Origin of the sequence: Hwangdonia seohaensis, assembly GCF_031932625.1 — a bacterium.
In the GTDB taxonomy this organism is placed as follows: domain Bacteria; phylum Bacteroidota; class Bacteroidia; order Flavobacteriales; family Flavobacteriaceae; genus Hwangdonia; species Hwangdonia seohaensis.
In genome coordinates this window covers 877,934-898,606 of record NZ_JAVSCK010000001.1, presented here as the reverse complement: position 1 = coordinate 898,606, position 20,673 = coordinate 877,934, and the positions used below count along the sequence as shown (strand labels likewise).

Sequence of the window (20,673 nt, the reverse complement as noted above, 5' to 3'; positions counted from 1 at the left end):
GCGCTCAAATAATTATTTACACACCAAAACTTTTAAACCTCTAAACTTTACCTTATTTTTGCTTCTTTAAAATCAATCTAAATAAGCTTGCAAGACACAATAGCAAATTTAAAACGCGGAGAACGAGGCATAATCACTGATGTTTCGTCCATTCATATCCCTTTAAAACTTTTGGAAATGGGGTGCTTGCCAGGGAACCCTGTACAGCTATTACAGGTAGCTCCTTTTGCAGACCCTATGTATTTAAACATAAACGGTACGCATTTAGCGATTAGAAGAGAAACGGCTATTCATATTTTAATAGAAAAAATAGCAAATGAGTAAGCAAATAAATGTAGCTTTAATAGGTAATCCAAACACTGGTAAGACCTCGGTTTTTAATGCTCTTACCGGATTAAACCAAAAAGTTGGCAACTACCCGGGCATTACCGTTGAAAAAAAAGAAGGTATATGTAAATTACCGCGTGGTGTAAAAGCCCATATTATAGATTTGCCCGGAACCTATAGTTTAAACGCATCATCACTTGACGAAAATGTTGTCATTGAGCTTCTGCTAAATAAAAACGATAAAGATTTTCCTGACATTGCCGTGGTTGTTAGCGATGTGGAAAACCTTAAAAGAAACCTCTTACTGTTCACCCAAATTAAAGATTTAGAAATTCCAACGGTACTTGTTATTAATATGGCAGACCGCATGAATTACAAAGGTATTTCTTTAGATATCCCCTATTTGGAAAAACATTTAGAAACCAAAATTGCTTTGGTAAGTACTAGAAAAAATCAAGGCGTTGACCATTTAAAAGATTTAATTGCCAATTATAAAGAGCTTTCCGTAAACCCATGTATTGATGCTTCAGAAATTGACGCAGAATATTTCGACAACCTAAAAAAGGCCTTTCCAAACCAATTATTGTACAAACTATGGTTGGTTATTACACAGGATGTGAATTTTGGAAAAACGGACAGAAAGGAAATTGATGCCATTGCCGGTTTTAAAACAAAAAGTGAAAGCGAATTAAAACGATTACAGCAAAGAGAAACCATTAAGCGTTATCAGTTTATTAACAACGTCCTTAAAAAAGGACAAACCATTGATGCGTCTCAAGCTAAAGATTTGCGCGCAAAACTAGATAGGGTTTTAACCCACAAAGTTTGGGGCTATGTAATTTTCTTTATCATTTTACTCACTATTTTCCAAGCCATTTACGATTGGTCTAGCGTACCCATGGATTTTATTGATAGTGTTTTTGCATCCCTTAGCGAGTGGACTAATGATAAATTGCCTAGCGGGGCTTTTACCAATTTATTAGCTGATGGAATTATTCCCGGCCTAGGCGGCATCGTTATATTTATTCCGCAAATCGCCTTTTTATTTCTGTTTATTGCCGTGCTTGAAGAAAGTGGCTATATGAGTCGTGTGGTGTTTTTAATGGACCGTGTTATGCGTCGTTTTGGTTTAAGCGGAAAAAGCGTCGTGCCATTAATTTCGGGTACAGCCTGTGCCATTCCCGCTATTATGGCAACCCGTAATATTGAAAGTTGGAAAGAACGCTTAATAACCATTTTAGTAACGCCGTTTACAACCTGTTCAGCTCGACTTCCTGTATACCTAATTATTATTGCGTTGGTAATTCCCGATGGTCGATTTTTGGGTTTAAGCTTTCAAGCCTTAACATTAATGTTGTTGTACCTTATTGGTTTTGGAACTGCGGTGGTTTCGGCCTATATTTTAAATAAAATCTTAAAAATAAAAAGCAAATCGTTTTTTGTGGTTGAAATGCCAAATTACAAGCTCCCGCTAATTAAAAATGTAGCTTTAACGGTTGTTGAAAAAACCAAAGCTTTCGTGTTTGGTGCCGGTAAAATTATTCTTGCCATTTCTATTGTGCTTTGGTTTTTGGCATCTTATGGCCCCGGAGAGGATTTTAATAATGCTGAAAATATTGTAAAAGCGGAGTATGCGTCGCAAAATTTAAGTGAAGATGAATTGCATCAACACATCGCATCGTATAAATTAGAACATTCGTTTATTGGTATAACAGGAAGAGCCATAGAGCCTGCAATACGCCCATTGGGTTACGACTGGAAAATTGGCATTGCCATTGTAAGTAGTTTTGCGGCTCGTGAGGTGTTTGTGGGTACGTTGGCAACTATTTATAGCGTTGGAAGTGATGAAGAAGAAACCATTAAAAACCGAATGGCGGGAGAGGTTAACCCCATTTTAGGTGGGCCGTTGTTTAATTTTGCATCGGGCATTTCGCTATTGTTGTTTTATGCTTTTGCCATGCAATGTATGAGCACGCTAGCCATTGTTAAAAAAGAAACGAACAGCTGGAAATGGCCCATGTGGCAACTTACTATCATGAGTGCTTTTGCTTATATAGTTGCCCTAATTGCTTTTCAGGTTTTAAAATAATTCCGTTCCTACAAAAGCAGGAATCGTATGAAATGAAACTAAAATAATTACGACAAAATAAAATATGAATACCATCATACAAAACATACTAGCTTTTACGGTACTCGCTTTTGCGATTAGGTTTTTAGTGTTAAAGTTTGTTTGGAAACCAAAAAAGAAAACAGCCAAAGCTTGCGGTGGTACTGATGGCTGTGGTTGTCATTAAACTATTCATTATACTTTTCAAACCAAGCCAAAGTGTGCGCCACTTTGCTAATTAAGTTACTCGGTTTGTTGGCAATACCGTGAGATGCCCCGGGAATTTCAACTAAAACCGTTTCAATTTTTCGCAGCTTTAAAGCGTGATACAATTGTTTTGCTTCACTTGGTGGCGTACGCAAATCGTCCATACCAACCATAACCATAGTAGGCGTTTCAATATTGCCAACCAACGATATGGGTGAAAACTTCCAATAGGTTTCAAAATTTTCCCAAGGTTGCCCCGGATAACGCGAGTTCGCATAACCATAGTAATTATCGGCAACCAAGGTTTTACTAATCCAATTTATAACGGGTTTTGCAACCACAGCGGCTTTAAAACGGTTGTTTTTGCCAATAATCCACGTGGTCATAATACCGCCTGCACTTCCGCCAGTAACAAAAAGTTTTTGATTATCAACGATGCCTTTTTCAACCAAATAATCAACACCATCCATAACATCGTTATAATCTTCACCGGGATAATTATTGTAAAGCAAGTTTGCAAATTCCTCACCATAACTTGTGCTTCCACGAGGGTTCGGGTAAAAAACCACATAACCTTCGGCGGCATATAATTGAATTTCTGCGGTAAACCGATCGCCATAATTTAGAATGGGGCCACCGTGATTTTCAACCAACAAAGGATATGTTTTCGTAGCATCATAAAAAGGCGGTTTTACAATCCAACCTTGAATATCTCGACCATCGAAGGAGGATTTATACCAAACTTCTTCGGTCTGTCCTAATTGCCTATAATCTAAAACATCGGCATTCAAATTTGTTAATTTTTTTGCTGATTTTTTATTTTGAATAACAGCCAATTCCGCAGGATAATCCGGGGTGGATTCAGTAAAAACAATAGTGCCATTATCAGAAACCGAATATGAGCCAGAAGCATAAGGACGACCAATAGTTGTGCCGCCCATATTATCGGCGAGTTTTGTAACTCTTCCCAAAGTAGTCATATGGGCAATTTTAGAATTTCCTTTATCATCGTAAGTGAAATACAAACCTTTACCCGAGTTATCCCAAGAAATATTGGATACGCTACGGTCTAGATTTGAAGATATAATACGCCGATTGCTACCATCGGCATTCATAATATTTAATTGCATCGTTTGAAAAGCTTGCACTTTATCTTCATAGGACAAAAAAGCAATGGTTTTTCCGTCTGGAGAAACCTTTGGCGAAAAGTCCGGTCCGTTTTGGGAAGTAAGTGCCGTTATGCTTTTGGTATCAATATTAACTTTATAAACTTCGCTGTTCCTAAATTCATACTCCCAATTATCACTTCTATTGGCGGAAAAATAAATGGTTTTGCCGTTGGGTGAAAATGAAAAATTGCCACTATGGTTATAATTTCCCGAAGTGATTTGCCTTGCAGTTCCACCTTCAGCGGGGATTGTAAAAATGTGCGTAAACCCCGGTTCCATATACCCTTTTCCGTCTGCTTCGTGTTTCAATCTATCTGTTATTCTAGCTGGTTTTGCCCAAGTTGCCCCTTTTGGTTTGGTGGGCATTTTTATTACTACCGGTGCTTTTTGAGAAACAAACATGGTAAATGCAAGTTGCTTGCCATCGGGCGACCAAGTTAACGACCCCGGAGAATGTTCTAACTGAGACAGTTTTGCTATGTTACCGGAACTGACCCAATACATGTATAATTCCGAACCTTCTTCCGTGGAACTCGAAAATGCAATTCTATCACCGGTTGGCGACCAACTTGCTTGCGATTCGTTAACTTCTCTAGCGGTTAGTTTTCTATGAAACGTGCCATCCGTATTTATAATCCAAAGATTGCCTTTGGCGGCATCCTTCATGATATCAAACCCATTTCTTTTGTAAACAATTTGTGTTCCATCCGGTGAAATTTGAGGATCTGAGGCCCACTCCAACTCAAAAACATCCAAAGGCTGAAACAGTTCTTTTTTAATTTGACCACAAACGGCATTGACAAAAACGACTGAAACCAGAAAAACAATAACACGATTCATAAATATTTCTTTTTAAAAGTTTAAAGTTAATAATTATAGTGTTTGGTTTGAGAATTAATTTTTTTAGTTATATTTGAAAATTATTTAAGCTTACTTAAATTTTTAATTAACCAAGCAATAAATGTCTACAGCTATTGAAAATTTTGTAAAGGCCATTTACAAAAACGAAAAGAATGATAGTGATGATACCAAACCTGGAAACATCGCCAAAAAACTGGGTATATCTAATGCTGCCGCTACCGATATGGCTAAGAAATTAGCGACTAAAGATATCCTTCATTACGAGAAATACCAAGAGTTAAAGCTCACAGAAAAAGGCACAAAAATGGCACTTAATGTGGTGCGTAAACATCGGCTTTGGGAGTCTTTATTATTTAGAATGTTCGATATGTCGTTGCACGAAATCCATAGGGAATCTGAATTATTAGAGCATCAAACCTCCGATTTTTTAGCCAATAAAATAAGTGAATATTTAGGCAACCCTAAGTTCGATCCGCATGGCGACCCCATTCCAAATGCCCAAGGCGAAATTACGACTAAAGACACCTCGGTAGCCCTTGCAAACACCCAAGAAGGCAAGACGTACACCATTTCCAGATTGATGAGCGACGACAAAGAATTCTTTGACTTTTGTGCGTTAAACGGTTTGAAATACGGAAACACCATTGTGGTTACCAAACAATTTTCAAAAAACAAAATGACTCAAATTCTAATTAACAACAACACCATTATTTTAAACCAAGATTTTACAAATATTATTTATGTTAATGAAACCAACTAACAGCAACATATTTTTAGGCTTAACATTTTTTGCTTCCACTTTTTTATGGTCTCAAGAAAAAAAAGAACTTGAGCCATTAATTACGGACAGACCCGATCAAACTGAGTCGCCCAGTGTAGTGCCCAAAAACTTTTTGCAAGTAGAAACGGGAGCGTTTTACGAGTCGTTTAAAACCAACAATATTAAGACCGAAGATTTTACGTTTAATACAACTTTATTGCGATATGGGCTGTTGGATAACCTGGAATTGCGTTTAGGTTGGGATTTTGTTGAAGGCAAAACCAAGGTAAACGGAAACACTTTAAACAACGTATCAAGCGGATTTAACCCCTTATTATTAGGCGTAAAAACGAGCATTGCCAAAGAAAACGGATGCTTTCCGGAAATAGGTTTATTGGGTCATTTGTATTTGCCCTTTACCGCAAGTACAGATTATAAACCAGAAACAACGGGTGTGGATTTTAGGCTGGCGTTTGCGCATACACTCAGCGAAAACAGCAGTTTGTCTTATAATCTCGGTGCAGCATGGGGTAACGATTCACCCGAGGCTTCATATGTTTACACTATTGCCTTCGGACAAAGTATTACAAATCGTTTGGGCGCTTACGCGGAATTGTACGGTGACATGCCAGAAAACAGCGAAGCCAATCATTTATGGGATGCAGGCTTAACTTATTTAATAAACAACAATGTACAATTAGATGCCACCGTCGGCTCTAGTATCACTAAAGGACAAGACCTATTAATAAGTGCTGGGATAAGTTTCAGAATACCAAAAACCAATAATTAAATCCTACAAGGTTTTCAAAACCTTGTAGGTATAAAAAACAACCATGAAGAAAACAATATTAATCATTGCAATAACACTAGCTTTTTTCAACTGTAAAAACAACAAACAAGAGAACGGCAAACTAAACATTGTTACCACAACAACCATGATTACCGATTTGGTTAAAAACATTGGTGGCGACCTTGTTAATGTACAGGGTTTAATGGGAAGCGGTGTCGATCCGCACCTCTATAAAGCAAGCGAAGGCGATGTATCAAAATTGGTTAATGCCGATATTATTTTTTACAACGGATTGCATTTAGAAGGGAAATTGGTTGAAGTATTTGAAAAAATGGAAAGCCAAACAAAAACACCTATTGCTTTGGCCGAAGACATTGATAAAAGCACCTTAATTGGTTCTGATTATTTCGCATCGAATTACGACCCACACGTTTGGTTTAATATCGCATACTTCAAGCAATTTGCTAGTAAAGTAGCTGCGGTATTATCTGAAAAAGATCCAAAAAATTCAGTCTACTATTTCGAAAACGAAAAGCAATATTTAGCAAAATTAGATACGCTTCAGAACACCATTAAAAGCATCATTGAAACCCTTCCAAAAGAAAAAAGAATATTGGTTACAGCACACGACGCTTTTAATTATTTCGGGAAAAGCTATGGTTTCGAGGTGGTTGGATTACAGGGTTTATCAACAGCAACCGAGGCTGGAGTTCAAGATGTTCAAAAATTAGCCGCATTCATTATAAATAAAAATGTAAAAGCTATTTTTGTTGAGAGCTCTGTGCCAAAACGCACAATTGAAGCCTTACAAGCCGCAGTAAACTCAAAAGGGCATAACGTAGAAATTGGCGGGACTTTATATTCTGATGCCCTGGGAAATGCCGGAACGGTTGAAGGCACTTATATTGGTATGTTCGAATATAATGTGAATACGATTGTGAATGCTTTAAAATAATTCCTACGAAAGCAGGAATCCCAACAAAAAAATAGTTGAATCTTAAATGGAAAAAAAAACAAAGAAAAATATAAGAGACAGTAATTCTATTAATAAGACTCCTGCCTCCGCAGGAGTAATAGCAGTACAAGTAGACGATTTAACGGTTGCATACAACTACAAACCGGTGCTTTGGGATATTGATTTGGAAATCCCAGAAGGCGTACTTATGGCTATTGTAGGGCCAAATGGCGCAGGAAAATCAACCTTAATAAAAGCCATATTAGGCATTTTAAAACCCATTGCCGGTAGCGTAAGCATATATGGAAAACCATATAACGTGCAACGTAAATTAGTTGCTTACGTACCCCAAAAAGGAAGTGTAGACTGGGATTTCCCAACAACCGCCTTAGATGTTGTGATGATGGGAACCTACGGCAGTTTGGGCTGGATAAAACGTCCGCGGCAAAAAGAGAAAAAAGCAGCCCTTGAAGCTTTGGAAAAAGTAGGCATGCTATCGTTTAAAGGACGACAAATAAGCCAGCTTTCTGGCGGACAACAACAACGTATTTTTTTGGCGCGCGCCTTGGTACAAAATGCGGCTATTTATTTTATGGACGAACCCTTTCAAGGTGTCGATGCCTCAACCGAAATAGCCATTATCAATATTTTAAAAGCACTGCGAAAAGCCGGAAAAACTGTTATCGTGGTACATCACGATTTACAAACCGTTCCAGAATATTTTGACTGGGTAACCTTTTTAAATGTGAAAAAAATTGCAACAGGTCCGGTTAAGGATATTTTTAACGATGATAATTTAACTAAAACCTACGGTATTAATTACAAAGTAAGTATTCAGGAGTAATACAAGTTGGCAGTGGCAGTCGCGGTTTACAGTACTTACTCAAATGGTAAAAACAAAAAGGAACAATAAAGGAGGAAATAAACACAAACATTGCAAAAGTGAAAGTCCCGAGTTCGGACAGCATCCGAATCATCAATCTGCAAAAATAATGAACGAAGGAATGGAGATGCGTAACGAAGTTTCAAGCACGTCATTCCGAGAGTGAATGTTCCGCAGGAATTTCCTCAGATTAATATGATTTTGTATTTAGTTTGAAATGTCTGCTAGACCTTCCTAAAAAAAACTAAATAGTGTATCAAGACAAAATGAACAGAAATAGATTCAAAAAGGAAAAAATTAAATAAATAGGTTTCTGCTTAGCAGGAATAACAAAATGAATTTGCAAGAATATTTTTCTTTGGTATTCAGTGATTACACACTACGAACCATCACACTCGGAACAGCCATTTTAGGTGCAGTAACGGGTATGCTTGGAAGTTTCGCGGTGCTCAGAAAACAAAGCCTTTTAGGCGATGCTATTTCACACGCAGCGTTACCGGGCATTGCAATCGCTTTTTTAATTACGGGCGCAAAAGACAGCAACACACTCCTTTTAGGTGCTTTAGTAAGTGGATTGATTGGAACGTTCTGGATTCGGGGTATAATCACCAAAACCCATTTAAAATCTGATACTGCTTTGGGTTTAATACTGTCTTTATTCTTTGGATTTGGCATGTTACTACTCACCTTTATTCAAAAACAACCCAATGCCAATCAAGCGGGTTTGGATAAATATTTATTCGGACAAGCCGCTACTTTAGTGGTAAGCGATGTTTGGATGATGACCATCGTAACTGGTATTTGCCTCATCGTGCTTTTGCTTTTCTGGAAAGAATTTAAAATTCTTTTATTTGATGCCGATTACACAAAAACATTGGGTTTCAACACCAAGTTTATTGATGTTTTAATTACCACTTTTATTGTTTTGGCCATTGTTTTAGGCCTACAGACCGTTGGTGTGGTTTTAATGAGCGCTTTGTTATTAGCGCCCGCAGCCGCCGCTAGGCAATGGACAAACAGTTTAAGCACCATGATTTTTCTTGCTGCCGTGTTTGGTGCCTTTTCAGGGGTTTTCGGAACCGCCATTAGTGCGAGTCAAAACAACCTTTCAACGGGACCGATCATTGTTTTGGTCGCTGCCGTTTTTGTGGTGTTTTCGTTTGTGTTTTCCCCAAGTCGCGGGTTGTTATTTAAACAAATCCGATTTATAAAAAACAGACGTGATTTAGAGCTTCATAAAACCTTGGCTTTTATGTATCATATAGCTGAAACACACGAAAATATTTCGCATCCGCATGCCATTAAAATATTGAATAATTTTCAAGGCTACACCAAAGGAAGCCTTCAAAAATTAGTGAAAAGAAACTATGTAAAACTAGATGGAAGCATGTGGAGTTTAACTGAAGAAGGCTTTAAAACCGCTTCTAATTTATACAATCAACAAACTGATGAATAGCGCTCAAATCGAAATACAATTAATTGCGAGTTTGGTGGCTGTGGCTTGTGCTATTCCTGGCACATTTTTAGTGCTCCGTAAAATGGCCATGATAAGCGATGCCATTAGTCATTCCATTTTACCAGGTATTGTTATCGGGTTTTTCATTACCCAAGACCTCAACTCGCCTTTGCTCATTTTGCTCGCTGCTTTAACAGGAATTGTTACGGTTATTTTAGTGGAATATATTCAAAAAACAGGTTTAGTAAAAGAAGACACCGCCATTGGTTTGGTGTTTCCGGCACTGTTTAGTATTGGGGTAATTATGATTGCCAAAAACGCCAACGATGTGCATTTGGATGTCGATGCCGTTTTATTGGGCGAATTGGCTTTTGCGCCATTTGATAGATTGCTTATTTCGGGTGTTGATGTTGGCCCAAAATCTTTATGGATTATAGGCAGTATTTTAATAGTTACCGTAGTATTATTAATTACTTTTTTCAAGGAATTAAAAGTAAGCACTTTTGATGCAGGTTTAGCGGCCTCACTTGGTTTTTCACCAACCATTATCCATTACGGATTGATGTCGGTTTCCTCTGTAACCACTGTTGGTGCTTTTGATGCCGTTGGCGCTATTTTAGTGGTTGCCCTCATGATTGCACCCGCTGCAACCGCATACCTTTTAACAACCGATTTAAAGAAAATGCTCGCATTGGCCATAACATTTGGGGTTTTTGGCGCTATTTCCGGATATTGGTTTGCACATTGGCTCGATGCCTCAATTGCCGGCTCCATAACAAGTATGTTAGGTTTGCTGTTTTTATTCGTGTATTTATTTGCCCCAAGAAAAGGTATTATTGCTGTACTTTACAGGGAAAAGCAACAGCGCACAGAAGTATCCTTATTGACTTTTTTACTGCATTTAAAAAACCATAACGAAGAGGAAGAGCGTCATGTCAATCATTTAAACGAACATATTAATTGGCAAAAAATACGCTCTAAAACCGTTTTGGAATTAGCATTAAAAAACAATATGATTTTAATTAAAAACAACATCGTGTCGCTAACCGAAAAAGGCGACGATTTTACCTCGCAAGCCATCGACTATATTATAACCAATGAAGATGCCGAAATTGAACACATGAAAGACGATTTCTTTTTGTTTAGAGGGTAAAGTCTTTCATATTGAGGATGCAATTAAAATAAAAATACTAATTAAAGGCTGGAAAACACTGAAAATATAAAAAACACTAACTTTAGCAGCATGGCACAACACAACGAACTCGGTAAAAAAGGCGAACAATTGGCAGTCGATTTTCTGTTGAAAAACGGATACGACATTATTGAACGCAACTACCGTTTTGATAAGGCCGAGGTTGATATTATTGCCCGAAAAAAAGATGCTCTTGCCATTATTGAGGTTAAAACACGCTCGACGACCGATTTTGGAAATCCGCAAGATTTTGTAAAACCAAAACAAATCCAACGACTTGTAAAAGCTGTAGACGAATATGTTACGGTAAACGATTTAGATGTGGAAGTGCGCTTTGATATTGTCGCGATTGTTAAAGAAAAAAACAGCTATTCCATTGAGCATTTGAAAAATGCTTTTTATCATTTTTAATCGACGATTTTTTTGTCATTCCTGCGGAGGCAGGAATCAATTTTAAGTTGATTGCAATGTTATGGGTTCCTACCTTCGCAGGAATAATAAGCTTTTAGCAAACTATTCTTCTTCAAAAAACATTTTTAAGGTCTCGACGTCTTCAGGTTTTGCCACAATTTCCTTGGCTTTGTTTAAAATAAAATAAGTTGGTGTGGCAGTTACGCCATAAGCATCACCTATTTTATTTTCCCATTTGCCTTCACCGTAGACATGTATAAATTCCGGATAGTTATCAATTAGGTTTTTCCATGCCTGCGGTTCGTCTTCCAAACCTATGGCAATAACTTTCAATTTGCCCGCTTCTTGGGTTTTCACAAAGGTCTGTAATTGCGGGATTTCATCTAAACAATGTGAACACGAGCTGCTCCAAAATACGATGATGTAACGTTCGGCAGTGCTTATTTCGCTTAATTTTTTGTTGGTTTTTACACCTGATTTTTCAATTTGAAATGAAAAATCCGGAGCTTTACTTCCTATTGAGGTGTTCTTAAACAAGCGCAATCCTTTAACCAAGTCTTCATCATTCAGTGTTTTGGCAACATCAATTAAATGCGTTTCAGAAATATAATTGGCTACATTTTCGTATCCTAAATCTACCATTTGTTGCCATAGATCTACCAGTAAAACCCTTTTGGTTTCGGTTGGCGCGTTTTTCATCGCATTGCAAAAAGCATCAATATTGTTTTTGTAATTCGTAAATTCATCCACATCGTCATAAGATAACCCAAACACATAATTTAGCATGCGCTCATCAAAAAAATTGGAACTTTGCAGTGTTTTATTGGTAAAATCCACATGGTCAAAATAATGTGTTTTTAAATTATCGACATAGGTTTTTACATCTTCGAATGTTTTGGGGATATACGGTGTATTTGCTTTAATAAACTCTAATGCTATGGTGCCTTTGGCCAACGATTCGAAATTAGATTGTGCTTCGCGCTGGGTCTTGAAAATAGACTTTAAAGCCAAAGTATCTTTGCTTTGTTCTCTATAAAACTTGCCAATACTGTGCGTTATCATAGACATACTATTTTTATAGGATGCCAATAATTTGTTTTCTGATGAGGATTTAAATTCGACACCTGTTTCAGAATTAAACGCGAGTTCAATATCCTCTTTTCCGTTGTAGATTACATCAAAATTATAATCTTCTTGCGGAATCGCATAAACGATTCTGTACATGCCTTTTGTTGCAGTAGCCTCTAATTTAAACTCAAAAACTCCATCCTTAATTTCGGAATTTGTAACGTATTCTGAAACCGTAGGCGTTACTTTATATAACAATGCCACATTGTAATCTTCGGCGGGAGTAAATGTGCCTGTAATGGTGTGTTGCCCAAAAAATACATTTGGCAGTAAAACTGCTAAAGCAACAATTCGTTTTAACATGGGTTTTAATTTAATTTTAATAAAACAACAATTAAGCCATAATGGGTTTTAAAACTGCTAAGGCTTGTTTTACAGATTTTATGGATTCAAAAGTAAGTAATAAACGTAAACCATTTCGGGTTTGCTTTTCTTTCATCTTACAAATTCCAGGGTTTGATTGTACAAATTTAAGAACTTTTGTAAAGTTACCGCTTTGATAAAACGGACTTTGTTGGTCGTTTACAAAATACCCGACAAATTTGCCTTTTTTCATTATTATTTTTTCAAATCCTAACTTGGTTGCTATCCATTTTAATTGGACACTATTTAGTAAATCGGTCACTTGTGTGGGCAACTCTCCAAAACGGTCTATCAGTTCGGTTTCAAATTTTTGCAATTCCGCTTCGGTATTAAGGTTATTTAATTGTGTGTATAAGTTTAAACGCTCGGTAATATTGTTTACGTAATCGTCTGGAAATAGCAACTCAAAATCAGTGTCAATAGTTACCTCTTTTACATAAACCTTATCGGTTTTATCTTCATTGTACAAGTCTTTAAACTCGTTTTCTTTGAGCTCTTCAATGGCTTCGTTTAGTATTTTCTGATAGGTATCGAAACCTATTTCATTTATAAATCCGCTTTGTTCGCCACCCAATAAATCGCCAGCGCCACGGATTTCCAAATCTTTCATGGCGATATTAAATCCACTTCCAAGTTCTGTAAATTGCTCTAAAGCGGTGATGCGTTTTCTCGCATCATCGGTCATTGCAGAATATTCAGGTGTTATAAAATAACAGAACGCTTTTTTATTGCTTCGCCCCACTCGCCCACGCATTTGATGCAAGTCGCTCAACCCAAAATTATTAGCATTATTGATAAAAATGGTGTTAGCGTTTGGCACATCCAATCCACTTTCAACAATGGTAGTGCTCACTAAAACATCAAATTCGCCATCCATAAAAGCCAACATGAGTTGCTCCAATTTTTTGCCTTCCATTTGGCCGTGGCCAATACCAATTTTAGCATCGGGCACCAAACGTTGCAACATACCTGCAACTTCTTTGATGTTTTCTATGCGATTATGAATAAAGAATATTTGTCCGCCCCGTTGAATCTCATAACTCACGGCATCGCGAATGGTCTCTTCGTTAAACCGGATAACATGGCTTTCAATAGGGTAACGGTTTGGTGGCGGCGTTGTAATGACCGATAAATCGCGCGCCGCCATTAAACTAAATTGCAAGGTACGCGGAATGGGTGTTGCGGTTAGCGTTAGCACATCCACATTATCCTTTAAAGTCTTTAATTTTTCCTTTACGGCCACACCGAATTTTTGCTCTTCGTCAACAATCAACAATCCCAAATCTTTAAATTTGACGTTTTTATTGACGAGCTGATGCGTGCCAATAATAATATCGACAGACCCTTTTTCCAAACCTTCCAAAGTTTCGCGTTTTTCTTTGGCGGTTCTAAAGCGGTTTAAATAATCTACCGTAACGGGAAAATCCTTTAAACGCTGCCTAAACGTCCGGGAGTGCTGGTATGCCAAAATGGTGGTTGGTACCAAAACAGCCACTTGTTTGCCATTGTCCACGGCCTTAAATGCAGCTCTAATGGCTACTTCGGTTTTACCAAAACCAACATCGCCACACACCAATCGATCCATTGGGCGTTCGCTTTCCATATCGGCTTTAATATCAGCAGTTGCCGTACTTTGGTCCGGCGTATCCTCATAAATAAAAGAGGCTTCCAACTCATGTTGCAAATAACTGTCCGGATTGTACCGATAGCCCTTTTGTGTTTTTCGTTTGGCGTAAAGTTTTATTAAGTTAAAGGCCACGTGTTTTACACGGGCTTTGGTTTTTTGTTTAAGGGTTTTCCAAGCTTTACTGCCTAATTTATAAATTTTTGGCGGCTTGCCATCTTTACCGTTAAACTTCGTGATTTTATGTAACGAATGAATGCTTAAATACAGCACATCGCGCTCGCCATAAACCAACTTTATGGCTTCTTGTTTTTTACCCTCGACATCTATTTTTTGAAGACCACCAAAACGCCCAACGCCATGGTCGATATGTGTTACATAATCGCCAATACCTAAATTAGTAAGCTCTTTTAAAGTAATGGCCTGCTTTTTGGCATAACCGTTTTTAAGATGAAATTTATGATAGCGTTCAAAAATTTGATGATCGGTATAACAAACGATTTTGTTGTCGTGATCTATAAAGCCTTGATGCAACGATAAAATGATGGTTTGGTATTGCTTGACATCGAGATTTGAATCGTCAAAAATATCATGAAAACGTTTGGCTTGCTGCTCGCTAATACAGGCAATATAATTGGTGTAACCGTTTTCGTGGTTGGTGTTTAAGTCTTCTATTAAAAGATTGAACTGCTTATTGAATGATGGTTGTGGTGTTGTTTTAAATTCAATTTGGTTTACGTCATTTCGAGGAGCTTGCGACGTGGTATCCTCTTCCTTTGAAACAGATTGCGACGTTTCACTCGCAATGATGTTATTATTAAAAACCGATGTTGTTCCAAACTCAACAATAGAAAAATCCAATAATTGTTTTTTTAATACCGCTGAATGAGCAAACAATGCTTTGGGTTCGGCGTGTTTTAAATCTGAATTGAGCGCTTTAAAAGCGTCTTCGGCTTTCTCGTAAAAATCGTCTATTCTTGAAAAAAACAAGTCGGCATTTTTAAAACAAACCACAGTTTTTTGAGCGATGTATTTTAAAAAGCTTTGACGTTTTTCCTCAATGAGCTTATTGGCCACATTGGGAATGATATTGATTTTTTTAATCTGTTCGACAGAGAGTTGTGTTTCTACATCAAAGGTTCTGATGCTATCTACCTCATCGCCAAAAAACTCGATACGATAGGGCTGGTCGTGCGAAAACGAAAACACATCCACAATACCACCGCGTACCGAAAACTCACCGGGTTCGGTTACAAAATCGACGCGTTTAAATTGATATTCAAAAAGTACTTCGTTTACAAAATCGATGGATATTTTATCGTTTACCGATACTTTTAGTGTGTTGCGCTCCAACTCTTTTCGGGTGACCACTTTCTCGAAAAGCGCATCGGGATAGGTAACAATTATGGCCGGTTTTTTTTGCGAATTAATGCGGTTTAAAACCTCGGCACGAAGCAACACGTTCGCATTGTCGGTTTCCTCTATTTGGTAAGGTCTGCGGTAACTTCCGGGGTAAAACAGCACGTCTTTGGGGTTGCACAATTGTTCTAAATCGTTTAGGTAATGTGCCGCTTCTTCTTTATCGTTAAAAACAATTAGAAAAGGTTTTTCGGCCTGCTTAAAAACATTTGAAATAACAAAGGACAAAGAGGAGCCAACGAGCCCTTTTAAATGTGTTTTACCTTGATTTTGGGCAATAGCAGTTTGCAGATTTTGCATGTGCAAAGTCTGTGAATAGGTTTGGGAGAGGATGGATTTACTCACCTAATTGTTAGATTTTAAGATTGCAAATATACGGTTTAGAATTATTTTTATAAGGATTTGCCAAAAATTCGCGAATGTTTGTTTTTGAACGGCTCCAACGAATTTTTTGGGTACACATGTGTTTAGGATTTTTAATCCTGAACTTAAGATTACGTATGTTAGTTCTGAATTTGCGTTAGCGATTGAAACGGCATCCTTTTAAATAGAAAAAACTGTCTAAAAGCAGTTTTTTCTATTTAAAAGATATAGTGGAAAGCGCGACCCTTTTTATTTTTCTTAAAAAGGGTAACGCCCCAATAATTTGAAATTTATTCGCTTAAAAGCTGCAGCTTGTAATTTCGGTAACCCGAAGTGTGTTTACCATGCCCTTTTCTTTTATTGGCATTGCCGCTAAGCTTATTAACATATCGCCCGTTTCCAAATAGCCTTTTTTACAAGCTATGGCGTTTACGTCTTCAATGGTTTGGTCGGTGCTTACATACTTATCGTAATAAAAAGCCTGAACGCCCCACAGCAAACTAAGGCGTGTTAAAATACGCTTGTTTGAGGTGAATACCAAAATGTGCGATGACGGTCTCCAAGCCGAAATTTGAAACGCGGTATAACCACTATTTGTTAGTGTTGAAATGGCTTTGGCATTAATTTCGTTGGCCATGTTTGCCGCGTGGTAACAGATGGATTTTGTGATGTAGCGATTAGTACGGATGTGTGGCGGCAACTGCGGTACTTTAATTAAATCGGAGTTTTCTACGCTTATTAAAATATCTGCCATTTGCTTAATAACCTGCACGGGGTAACTACCTACCGAGGTTTCGCCCGAAAGCATAACCGCATCTGCACCGTCCATTACCGAGTTAGCAACATCGTTTACCTCGGCCCTTGTTGGGGTTAAGCTGGAAATCATGGTTTCCATCATTTGCGTTGCTATAATTACCGGAATTCTGGCTTTTTTGGCACGTAGCACCAATTGTTTTTGGATAAGCGGAACTTCTTCAGCCGGTACCTCAACGCCTAAATCACCACGGGCTACCATTAATCCGTCGCAATGCGCTATAATTTTATCAATGTTTTCAACTGCTTCAGGCTTTTCGATTTTAGCGATAATAGGAATTTTGTAATCGTTATGTTTGCTGATTAAATCGCGCAGTTGCATTAAATCTTCGGCATGACGCACAAATGATAACGCAATCCAATCGACACCCTGCCCAATGGCAAAAATGGCATCTTCGATATCTTTTTCGGTCAAAGCCGGTTGGGAAATATTGGTATTGGGAAGGTTTACGCCTTTTTTCGATTTTAACGGCCCACCTTGAATTACGCGTGCCTTAACCTCGGTTTTCTTATTGGTAGAAACCACTTCAAAAATTAATTTCCCATCGTCTAAAAGAATGCGTTCGCCGGGGTTTGCATCTTGCGGGAACCTATCGTAGGTCATATAAACACGTTCTTTTGTGCCTTCAAAACGCTCGCCGGTTGCAAATATTATTTCATCGCCTTCATTAACAACAACATCGCCTTTCATGACGCCCACACGAAGTTTAGGCCCTTGTAAATCGGCTAAAATTGCCGCCGTATAACCAAACTCTTTGTTGAGTTCGCGTATCATTTTTATACGGGCTTCTACATCTTTATATTTTGCATGGGAAAAGTTAATTCTAAATACATTAACCCCCTCTTCAAGCATCCCTTTTAAAATTTCTTTGGTGCTTGTGGCTGGCCCTAATGTGGCTACTATTTTGGTTTTTTTTCTTATCGGCATTAGTTAAAAATTAAATTATCTTTTGATTTTAGTTGATTAACATCAACGCTAAAGGCAGTGGCAACCTGCGGTATATTTAAAATACTATTTAAAATATAAGCTTCTTTACTGAAATTGTTGTCGTTATCTATTTTTAAAAAATAGTTTACACCTTTATGTTCTGGTATTAAATTAAATGTTTTTGTTATTTGCTCTTGTGTGTTAAATAATGATTGTTGGTTATTTTGTGGCACAGCTTCGTGAGTTTTACAAATATTAGACACTAAACTCCAGGTTGTAAGCTGTTTGTTGTCTTCCCATTCAAAAATGGAATACGTCGATTTATCTTTGCTATAATCCAAATCCAATGGCTTTCTAACAAGGCTTATTCCTAAATGTTTATTAAGTAAATAGGCTAACCTGTAATCTTCAATGGTGCAATGAATTGCAATTAAGGTGTACAGTGCTTCTTCAAAAACATCATCTGAAACAAGTTTGTGAACAGCCATAACTCTTCATTAATAACTGTAAATATAGTATTTATAATAGTTAATTGTAATAAGTTTATCTTAATCTTAACGATAAACGCTACTAAAACGTTGTAGTTGATTTTACTGAAAAAGTGTTTTTAAATCATTTTTGACATCCTTTTCTGAAACGCAAAAAAAGCACGCTTAGACGCTTTTTCTTCGGCCTTTTTCTTTGAAGTGGCTCTTGCTTTGGCTATAACTTTTTCGTCGATTGAAAGTTTTACCGAAAAATGCCTAACTTCATCATTCCCAGTATCTTCGTAGACATTATACCTAAATGTTTTCTTTTCTTTCTGGCACCACTCAATGAGTAAACTTTTGTAGCTAATCACTTTTCCTTCTAAGGTTTCAATATCTACATAAGGAATTATAACGCGTTTGAATATAAACTTCTCGCAGTATTTATAGCCCCTATCCAAAAAAATGGCGCCTACTAAAGCTTCAAATAAATTGCCGTGAATATTATCTCCAAATTGCCCTGACGGAATTTTGCTTTCTACCAAATCTATCAGGTTTAAGTCTCTCCCCAGTTCGTTTAAATGTTCTCTACTTACAATTTTAGATCGCATTTTGGTGAGATAACCTTCATCGCCACTGGGTACTTCGAGGTACAAATGCGATGCAATAACAGAGCTTAACATGGCATCGCCTAAAAACTCTAAACGTTCGTAATTTATAGCATTGCCCTTACCATCTTTTATGTTCATTGAACGATGCGTAAATGCCGTGCTGTAAAACTTTAATTTTTTTGGTTTAAACCCAAGGATTTTAGTTAATTGTATAAAAAAATTCCCGTTGCGTTTAAAACGGGAATTTAATATGTTACGAATGTTTTTCATTCGGGATTCAATCTAATTTCTTGAACAATACACAAGCGTTATGTCCGCCAAATCCAAATGTATTACTCATAGCTACTTTAACATCTCGTTTTTGAGCCTTGTTTAATGTTAAATTTAATTCAGGATCAATGTTCTCATCCACCGTTGTATGGTTAATGGTTGGTGGTACAATACCGTGCTCCATCGCCAATATAACCGATATGGCTTCAATGGCTCCCGCTGCACCCAACAAGTGCCCTGTCATTGATTTGGTTGAATTAATATTTATGGTTTTTGCATGACTGCCAAACACTTTTGAGATGGCCTTAAGTTCTGCCACGTCTCCTAAAGGTGTTGATGTTCCATGTGTATTGATATGGTCTACATCTACTGGTTGAAGCCCTGCATCTTTTAAACAATTTTTCATTACCTCAACAACCCCAATACCTTCTGGATGTGGCGCCGTCATATGATAAGCATCGGAAGATAATCCTCCTCCTGCTACCTCGGCATAAATTTTAGCACCTCTTGCCTTGGCATGCTCGTACTCTTCTAAAATTAAAGCCCCGGCACCCTCGCCTAAAACAAAACCATCTCGGGTTCCATCAAAAGGCCTTGAAGCTGTTTCTGGACTTTCATTTCTGGTAGATAGTGCGTGCATAGCATTAAAGCCGCCCATACCGGCAATGGTTACAGCCGCTTCACTTCCTCCGGTTACCACGACATCGCAATACCCTAAACGTATAGAGTTTAAAGCATCGAACATGGCGTTGGCTGAAGATGCACACGCTGAAACGGTGGTGTAATTTGGCCCCATAAAACCATGTTTTATAGAGATGTTTGCAGGCGCAATATCTGCTATCATTTTAGGAATAAAGAATGGGTTAAATCTTGGTGTGCCATCGCCTTCTGCAAAGTTTAAAACTTCTTGCTGAAAGGTTTCCAAACCACCAATACCTGCGCCCCATATAACACCAACACGCAATTTATCGACTTTCTCAAGGTTTAATTTGGAATCTTCAATGGCCTCGTCTGCTGCTACCATAGCATATTGTGCAAACTTATCCATTTTCCGGGCTTCCTTCCTATCAAGAAAATCTGTTGCGTTAAAGTTCTTAACCTCGCAAGCGAATTTGGTTTTAAACTTCTCGGTATCATAATATGTTATAGGCGCAGCACCACTTTTCCCACTAACTAAACCGTCCCAATATTCATCTTTGGTATTGCCAATTGGTGTTAAAGCCCCTAATCCTGTGACTACAACTCGCTTTATTTCCATAAATTTCAGTGCTTATTTTGCAGCTTCAATATAAGATATAGCTTGACCTACTGTTGCAATGTTTTCAGCTTGATCGTCTGGAATTTGGATATCGAATTCTTTTTCAAATTCCATAATTAATTCTACAGTGTCTAAAGAGTCTGCTCCTAAATCGTTAGTGAAGCTAGCTTCTGTTACAACTTCGTTTTCATCAACTCCTAATTTATCAACGATAATCGCTTTTACTCTTGATGCAATGTCTGACATAATATTTTAATTTTAAGTTTTAATTAGTTGGCAAAAATAAAAAACTTTATTTTTAAAACACACCT

At 37.6% G+C, this 20,673-nt stretch carries 18 protein-coding genes; 10 read left to right on the top strand and 8 right to left on the bottom strand.

The window, feature by feature from the left end; genetic code table 11:
* The first annotated feature begins 87 nt into the window (after positions 1 to 87).
* The 3 genes from RNZ47_RS03905 to RNZ47_RS03895 all read left to right on the top strand — a co-directional run bounded on the left by RNZ47_RS03905 (position 88) and on the right by RNZ47_RS03895 (position 2,621).
* Positions 88 to 324, top strand: a complete 237-nt coding sequence (locus RNZ47_RS03905; protein ID WP_311936677.1) for a FeoA family protein — start codon at positions 88 to 90, stop codon at positions 322 to 324.
* A complete protein-coding gene (gene feoB, locus RNZ47_RS03900) occupies positions 317 to 2,416 on the top strand; it encodes a ferrous iron transport protein B (RefSeq protein WP_311936674.1) in 2,100 nt (699 codons plus the stop codon). Before RNZ47_RS03905 ends, feoB begins: the two co-directional genes overlap by 8 nt.
* 64 nt (positions 2,417 to 2,480) lie before the next feature.
* The gene (locus tag RNZ47_RS03895; protein WP_311936672.1) at positions 2,481 to 2,621 is read left to right on the top strand and encodes a FeoB-associated Cys-rich membrane protein; all 141 of its coding nucleotides are present in this window, start codon (positions 2,481 to 2,483) and stop codon (positions 2,619 to 2,621) included.
* A 1-nt stretch (position 2,622) separates the two neighbouring features.
* Here the strand turns inward: RNZ47_RS03895 and RNZ47_RS03890 are convergent, their stop codons facing one another.
* Complete coding sequence (locus RNZ47_RS03890; protein WP_311936669.1) at positions 2,623 to 4,650, bottom strand: S9 family peptidase; 2,028 nt, start codon at positions 4,648 to 4,650, stop codon at positions 2,623 to 2,625.
* Between the two features lie 121 nt (positions 4,651 to 4,771).
* Here RNZ47_RS03890 and RNZ47_RS03885 point away from each other — a divergent pair, with 121 nt between their 5' ends.
* From RNZ47_RS03885 to RNZ47_RS03855, 7 genes are all read left to right on the top strand, one after another.
* Positions 4,772 to 5,431, top strand: coding sequence for a metal-dependent transcriptional regulator (locus RNZ47_RS03885; protein ID WP_311936668.1), 660 nt, complete (start codon positions 4,772 to 4,774; stop codon positions 5,429 to 5,431).
* On the top strand, positions 5,418 to 6,221 hold the full coding sequence (locus RNZ47_RS03880; protein ID WP_311936665.1) for a transporter: 804 nt from the start codon (positions 5,418 to 5,420) through the stop codon (positions 6,219 to 6,221). Before RNZ47_RS03885 ends, RNZ47_RS03880 begins: the two co-directional genes overlap by 14 nt.
* A gap of 43 nt (positions 6,222 to 6,264) precedes the next feature.
* Positions 6,265 to 7,176 (top strand): metal ABC transporter solute-binding protein, Zn/Mn family, encoded by a 912-nt coding sequence (locus tag RNZ47_RS03875; RefSeq protein WP_311936661.1) that lies wholly within the window; start codon positions 6,265 to 6,267, stop codon positions 7,174 to 7,176.
* 46 nt (positions 7,177 to 7,222) lie between these two features.
* Positions 7,223 to 8,020, top strand: coding sequence for a metal ABC transporter ATP-binding protein (locus tag RNZ47_RS03870; protein WP_311936659.1), 798 nt, complete (start codon positions 7,223 to 7,225; stop codon positions 8,018 to 8,020).
* A 373-nt stretch (positions 8,021 to 8,393) separates the two neighbouring features.
* Positions 8,394 to 9,515: a metal ABC transporter permease gene (locus RNZ47_RS03865; RefSeq protein WP_311936656.1), complete on the top strand. Its 1,122-nt coding sequence runs from the start codon at positions 8,394 to 8,396 to the stop codon at positions 9,513 to 9,515.
* The gene (locus RNZ47_RS03860) at positions 9,508 to 10,668 is read left to right on the top strand and encodes a metal ABC transporter permease (protein ID WP_311936654.1); all 1,161 of its coding nucleotides are present in this window, start codon (positions 9,508 to 9,510) and stop codon (positions 10,666 to 10,668) included. Before RNZ47_RS03865 ends, RNZ47_RS03860 begins: the two co-directional genes overlap by 8 nt.
* 90 nt (positions 10,669 to 10,758) lie before the next feature.
* Positions 10,759 to 11,118 carry a YraN family protein gene (locus RNZ47_RS03855; RefSeq protein WP_311936651.1) on the top strand — a complete coding sequence of 120 codons (360 nt, stop codon included), beginning with the start codon at positions 10,759 to 10,761 and terminating at the stop codon, positions 11,116 to 11,118.
* A 102-nt stretch (positions 11,119 to 11,220) separates the two neighbouring features.
* On the opposite strand, the gene RNZ47_RS03850 is transcribed toward RNZ47_RS03855, so the two are convergent.
* The 7 genes from RNZ47_RS03850 to RNZ47_RS03820 form a co-directional block, all read right to left on the bottom strand.
* Positions 11,221 to 12,549, bottom strand: coding sequence for a TlpA family protein disulfide reductase (locus RNZ47_RS03850; protein WP_311936648.1), 1,329 nt, complete (start codon positions 12,547 to 12,549; stop codon positions 11,221 to 11,223).
* 31 nt (positions 12,550 to 12,580) lie between these two features.
* Positions 12,581 to 15,997, bottom strand: coding sequence for a transcription-repair coupling factor (mfd, locus tag RNZ47_RS03845; protein ID WP_311936645.1), 3,417 nt, complete (start codon positions 15,995 to 15,997; stop codon positions 12,581 to 12,583).
* A gap of 316 nt (positions 15,998 to 16,313) precedes the next feature.
* Complete coding sequence (gene pyk, locus RNZ47_RS03840; protein ID WP_311936643.1) at positions 16,314 to 17,756, bottom strand: pyruvate kinase; 1,443 nt, start codon at positions 17,754 to 17,756, stop codon at positions 16,314 to 16,316.
* Positions 17,756 to 18,244, bottom strand: coding sequence for an IPExxxVDY family protein (locus tag RNZ47_RS03835; protein ID WP_311936640.1), 489 nt, complete (start codon positions 18,242 to 18,244; stop codon positions 17,756 to 17,758). The genes pyk and RNZ47_RS03835 overlap by 1 nt, the downstream gene beginning before the upstream one ends.
* A 119-nt stretch (positions 18,245 to 18,363) precedes the next feature.
* Positions 18,364 to 19,104, bottom strand: coding sequence for a ribonuclease III (rnc, locus tag RNZ47_RS03830; RefSeq protein WP_311936637.1), 741 nt, complete (start codon positions 19,102 to 19,104; stop codon positions 18,364 to 18,366).
* 7 nt (positions 19,105 to 19,111) lie between these two features.
* Positions 19,112 to 20,362, bottom strand: coding sequence for a beta-ketoacyl-ACP synthase II (gene fabF / locus RNZ47_RS03825; protein WP_311936634.1), 1,251 nt, complete (start codon positions 20,360 to 20,362; stop codon positions 19,112 to 19,114).
* Positions 20,363 to 20,374: 12 nt separating this feature from the next.
* Complete coding sequence (locus RNZ47_RS03820; protein WP_007647141.1) at positions 20,375 to 20,608, bottom strand: acyl carrier protein; 234 nt, start codon at positions 20,606 to 20,608, stop codon at positions 20,375 to 20,377.
* Positions 20,609 to 20,673: the final 65 nt, after the last annotated feature.

Excerpts from the sequence above, each read along its gene's own strand:
- feoB (WP_311936674.1), top strand. The coding sequence starts at position 317 with ATGAGTAAGCAAATAAATGTAGCTTTAATAGGTAATCCAAACACTGGT.
- RNZ47_RS03895 (WP_311936672.1), top strand. The coding sequence starts at position 2,481 with ATGAATACCATCATACAAAACATACTAGCTTTTACGGTACTCGCTTTT.
- RNZ47_RS03890 (WP_311936669.1), bottom strand. The coding sequence starts at position 4,650 with ATGAATCGTGTTATTGTTTTTCTGGTTTCAGTCGTTTTTGTCAATGCC.
- RNZ47_RS03885 (WP_311936668.1), top strand. The coding sequence starts at position 4,772 with ATGTCTACAGCTATTGAAAATTTTGTAAAGGCCATTTACAAAAACGAA.
- RNZ47_RS03880 (WP_311936665.1), top strand. The coding sequence starts at position 5,418 with ATGAAACCAACTAACAGCAACATATTTTTAGGCTTAACATTTTTTGCT.
- RNZ47_RS03875 (WP_311936661.1), top strand. The coding sequence starts at position 6,265 with ATGAAGAAAACAATATTAATCATTGCAATAACACTAGCTTTTTTCAAC.
- RNZ47_RS03870 (WP_311936659.1), top strand. The coding sequence starts at position 7,223 with ATGGAAAAAAAAACAAAGAAAAATATAAGAGACAGTAATTCTATTAAT.
- RNZ47_RS03865 (WP_311936656.1), top strand. The coding sequence starts at position 8,394 with ATGAATTTGCAAGAATATTTTTCTTTGGTATTCAGTGATTACACACTA.
- RNZ47_RS03860 (WP_311936654.1), top strand. The coding sequence starts at position 9,508 with ATGAATAGCGCTCAAATCGAAATACAATTAATTGCGAGTTTGGTGGCT.
- RNZ47_RS03855 (WP_311936651.1), top strand. The coding sequence starts at position 10,759 with ATGGCACAACACAACGAACTCGGTAAAAAAGGCGAACAATTGGCAGTC.
- RNZ47_RS03850 (WP_311936648.1), bottom strand. The coding sequence starts at position 12,549 with ATGTTAAAACGAATTGTTGCTTTAGCAGTTTTACTGCCAAATGTATTT.
- pyk (WP_311936643.1), bottom strand. The coding sequence starts at position 17,756 with ATGCCGATAAGAAAAAAAACCAAAATAGTAGCCACATTAGGGCCAGCC.
- RNZ47_RS03835 (WP_311936640.1), bottom strand. The coding sequence starts at position 18,244 with ATGGCTGTTCACAAACTTGTTTCAGATGATGTTTTTGAAGAAGCACTG.
- rnc (WP_311936637.1), bottom strand. The coding sequence starts at position 19,104 with ATGAAAAACATTCGTAACATATTAAATTCCCGTTTTAAACGCAACGGG.
- fabF (WP_311936634.1), bottom strand. The coding sequence starts at position 20,362 with ATGGAAATAAAGCGAGTTGTAGTCACAGGATTAGGGGCTTTAACACCA.
- RNZ47_RS03820 (WP_007647141.1), bottom strand. The coding sequence starts at position 20,608 with ATGTCAGACATTGCATCAAGAGTAAAAGCGATTATCGTTGATAAATTA.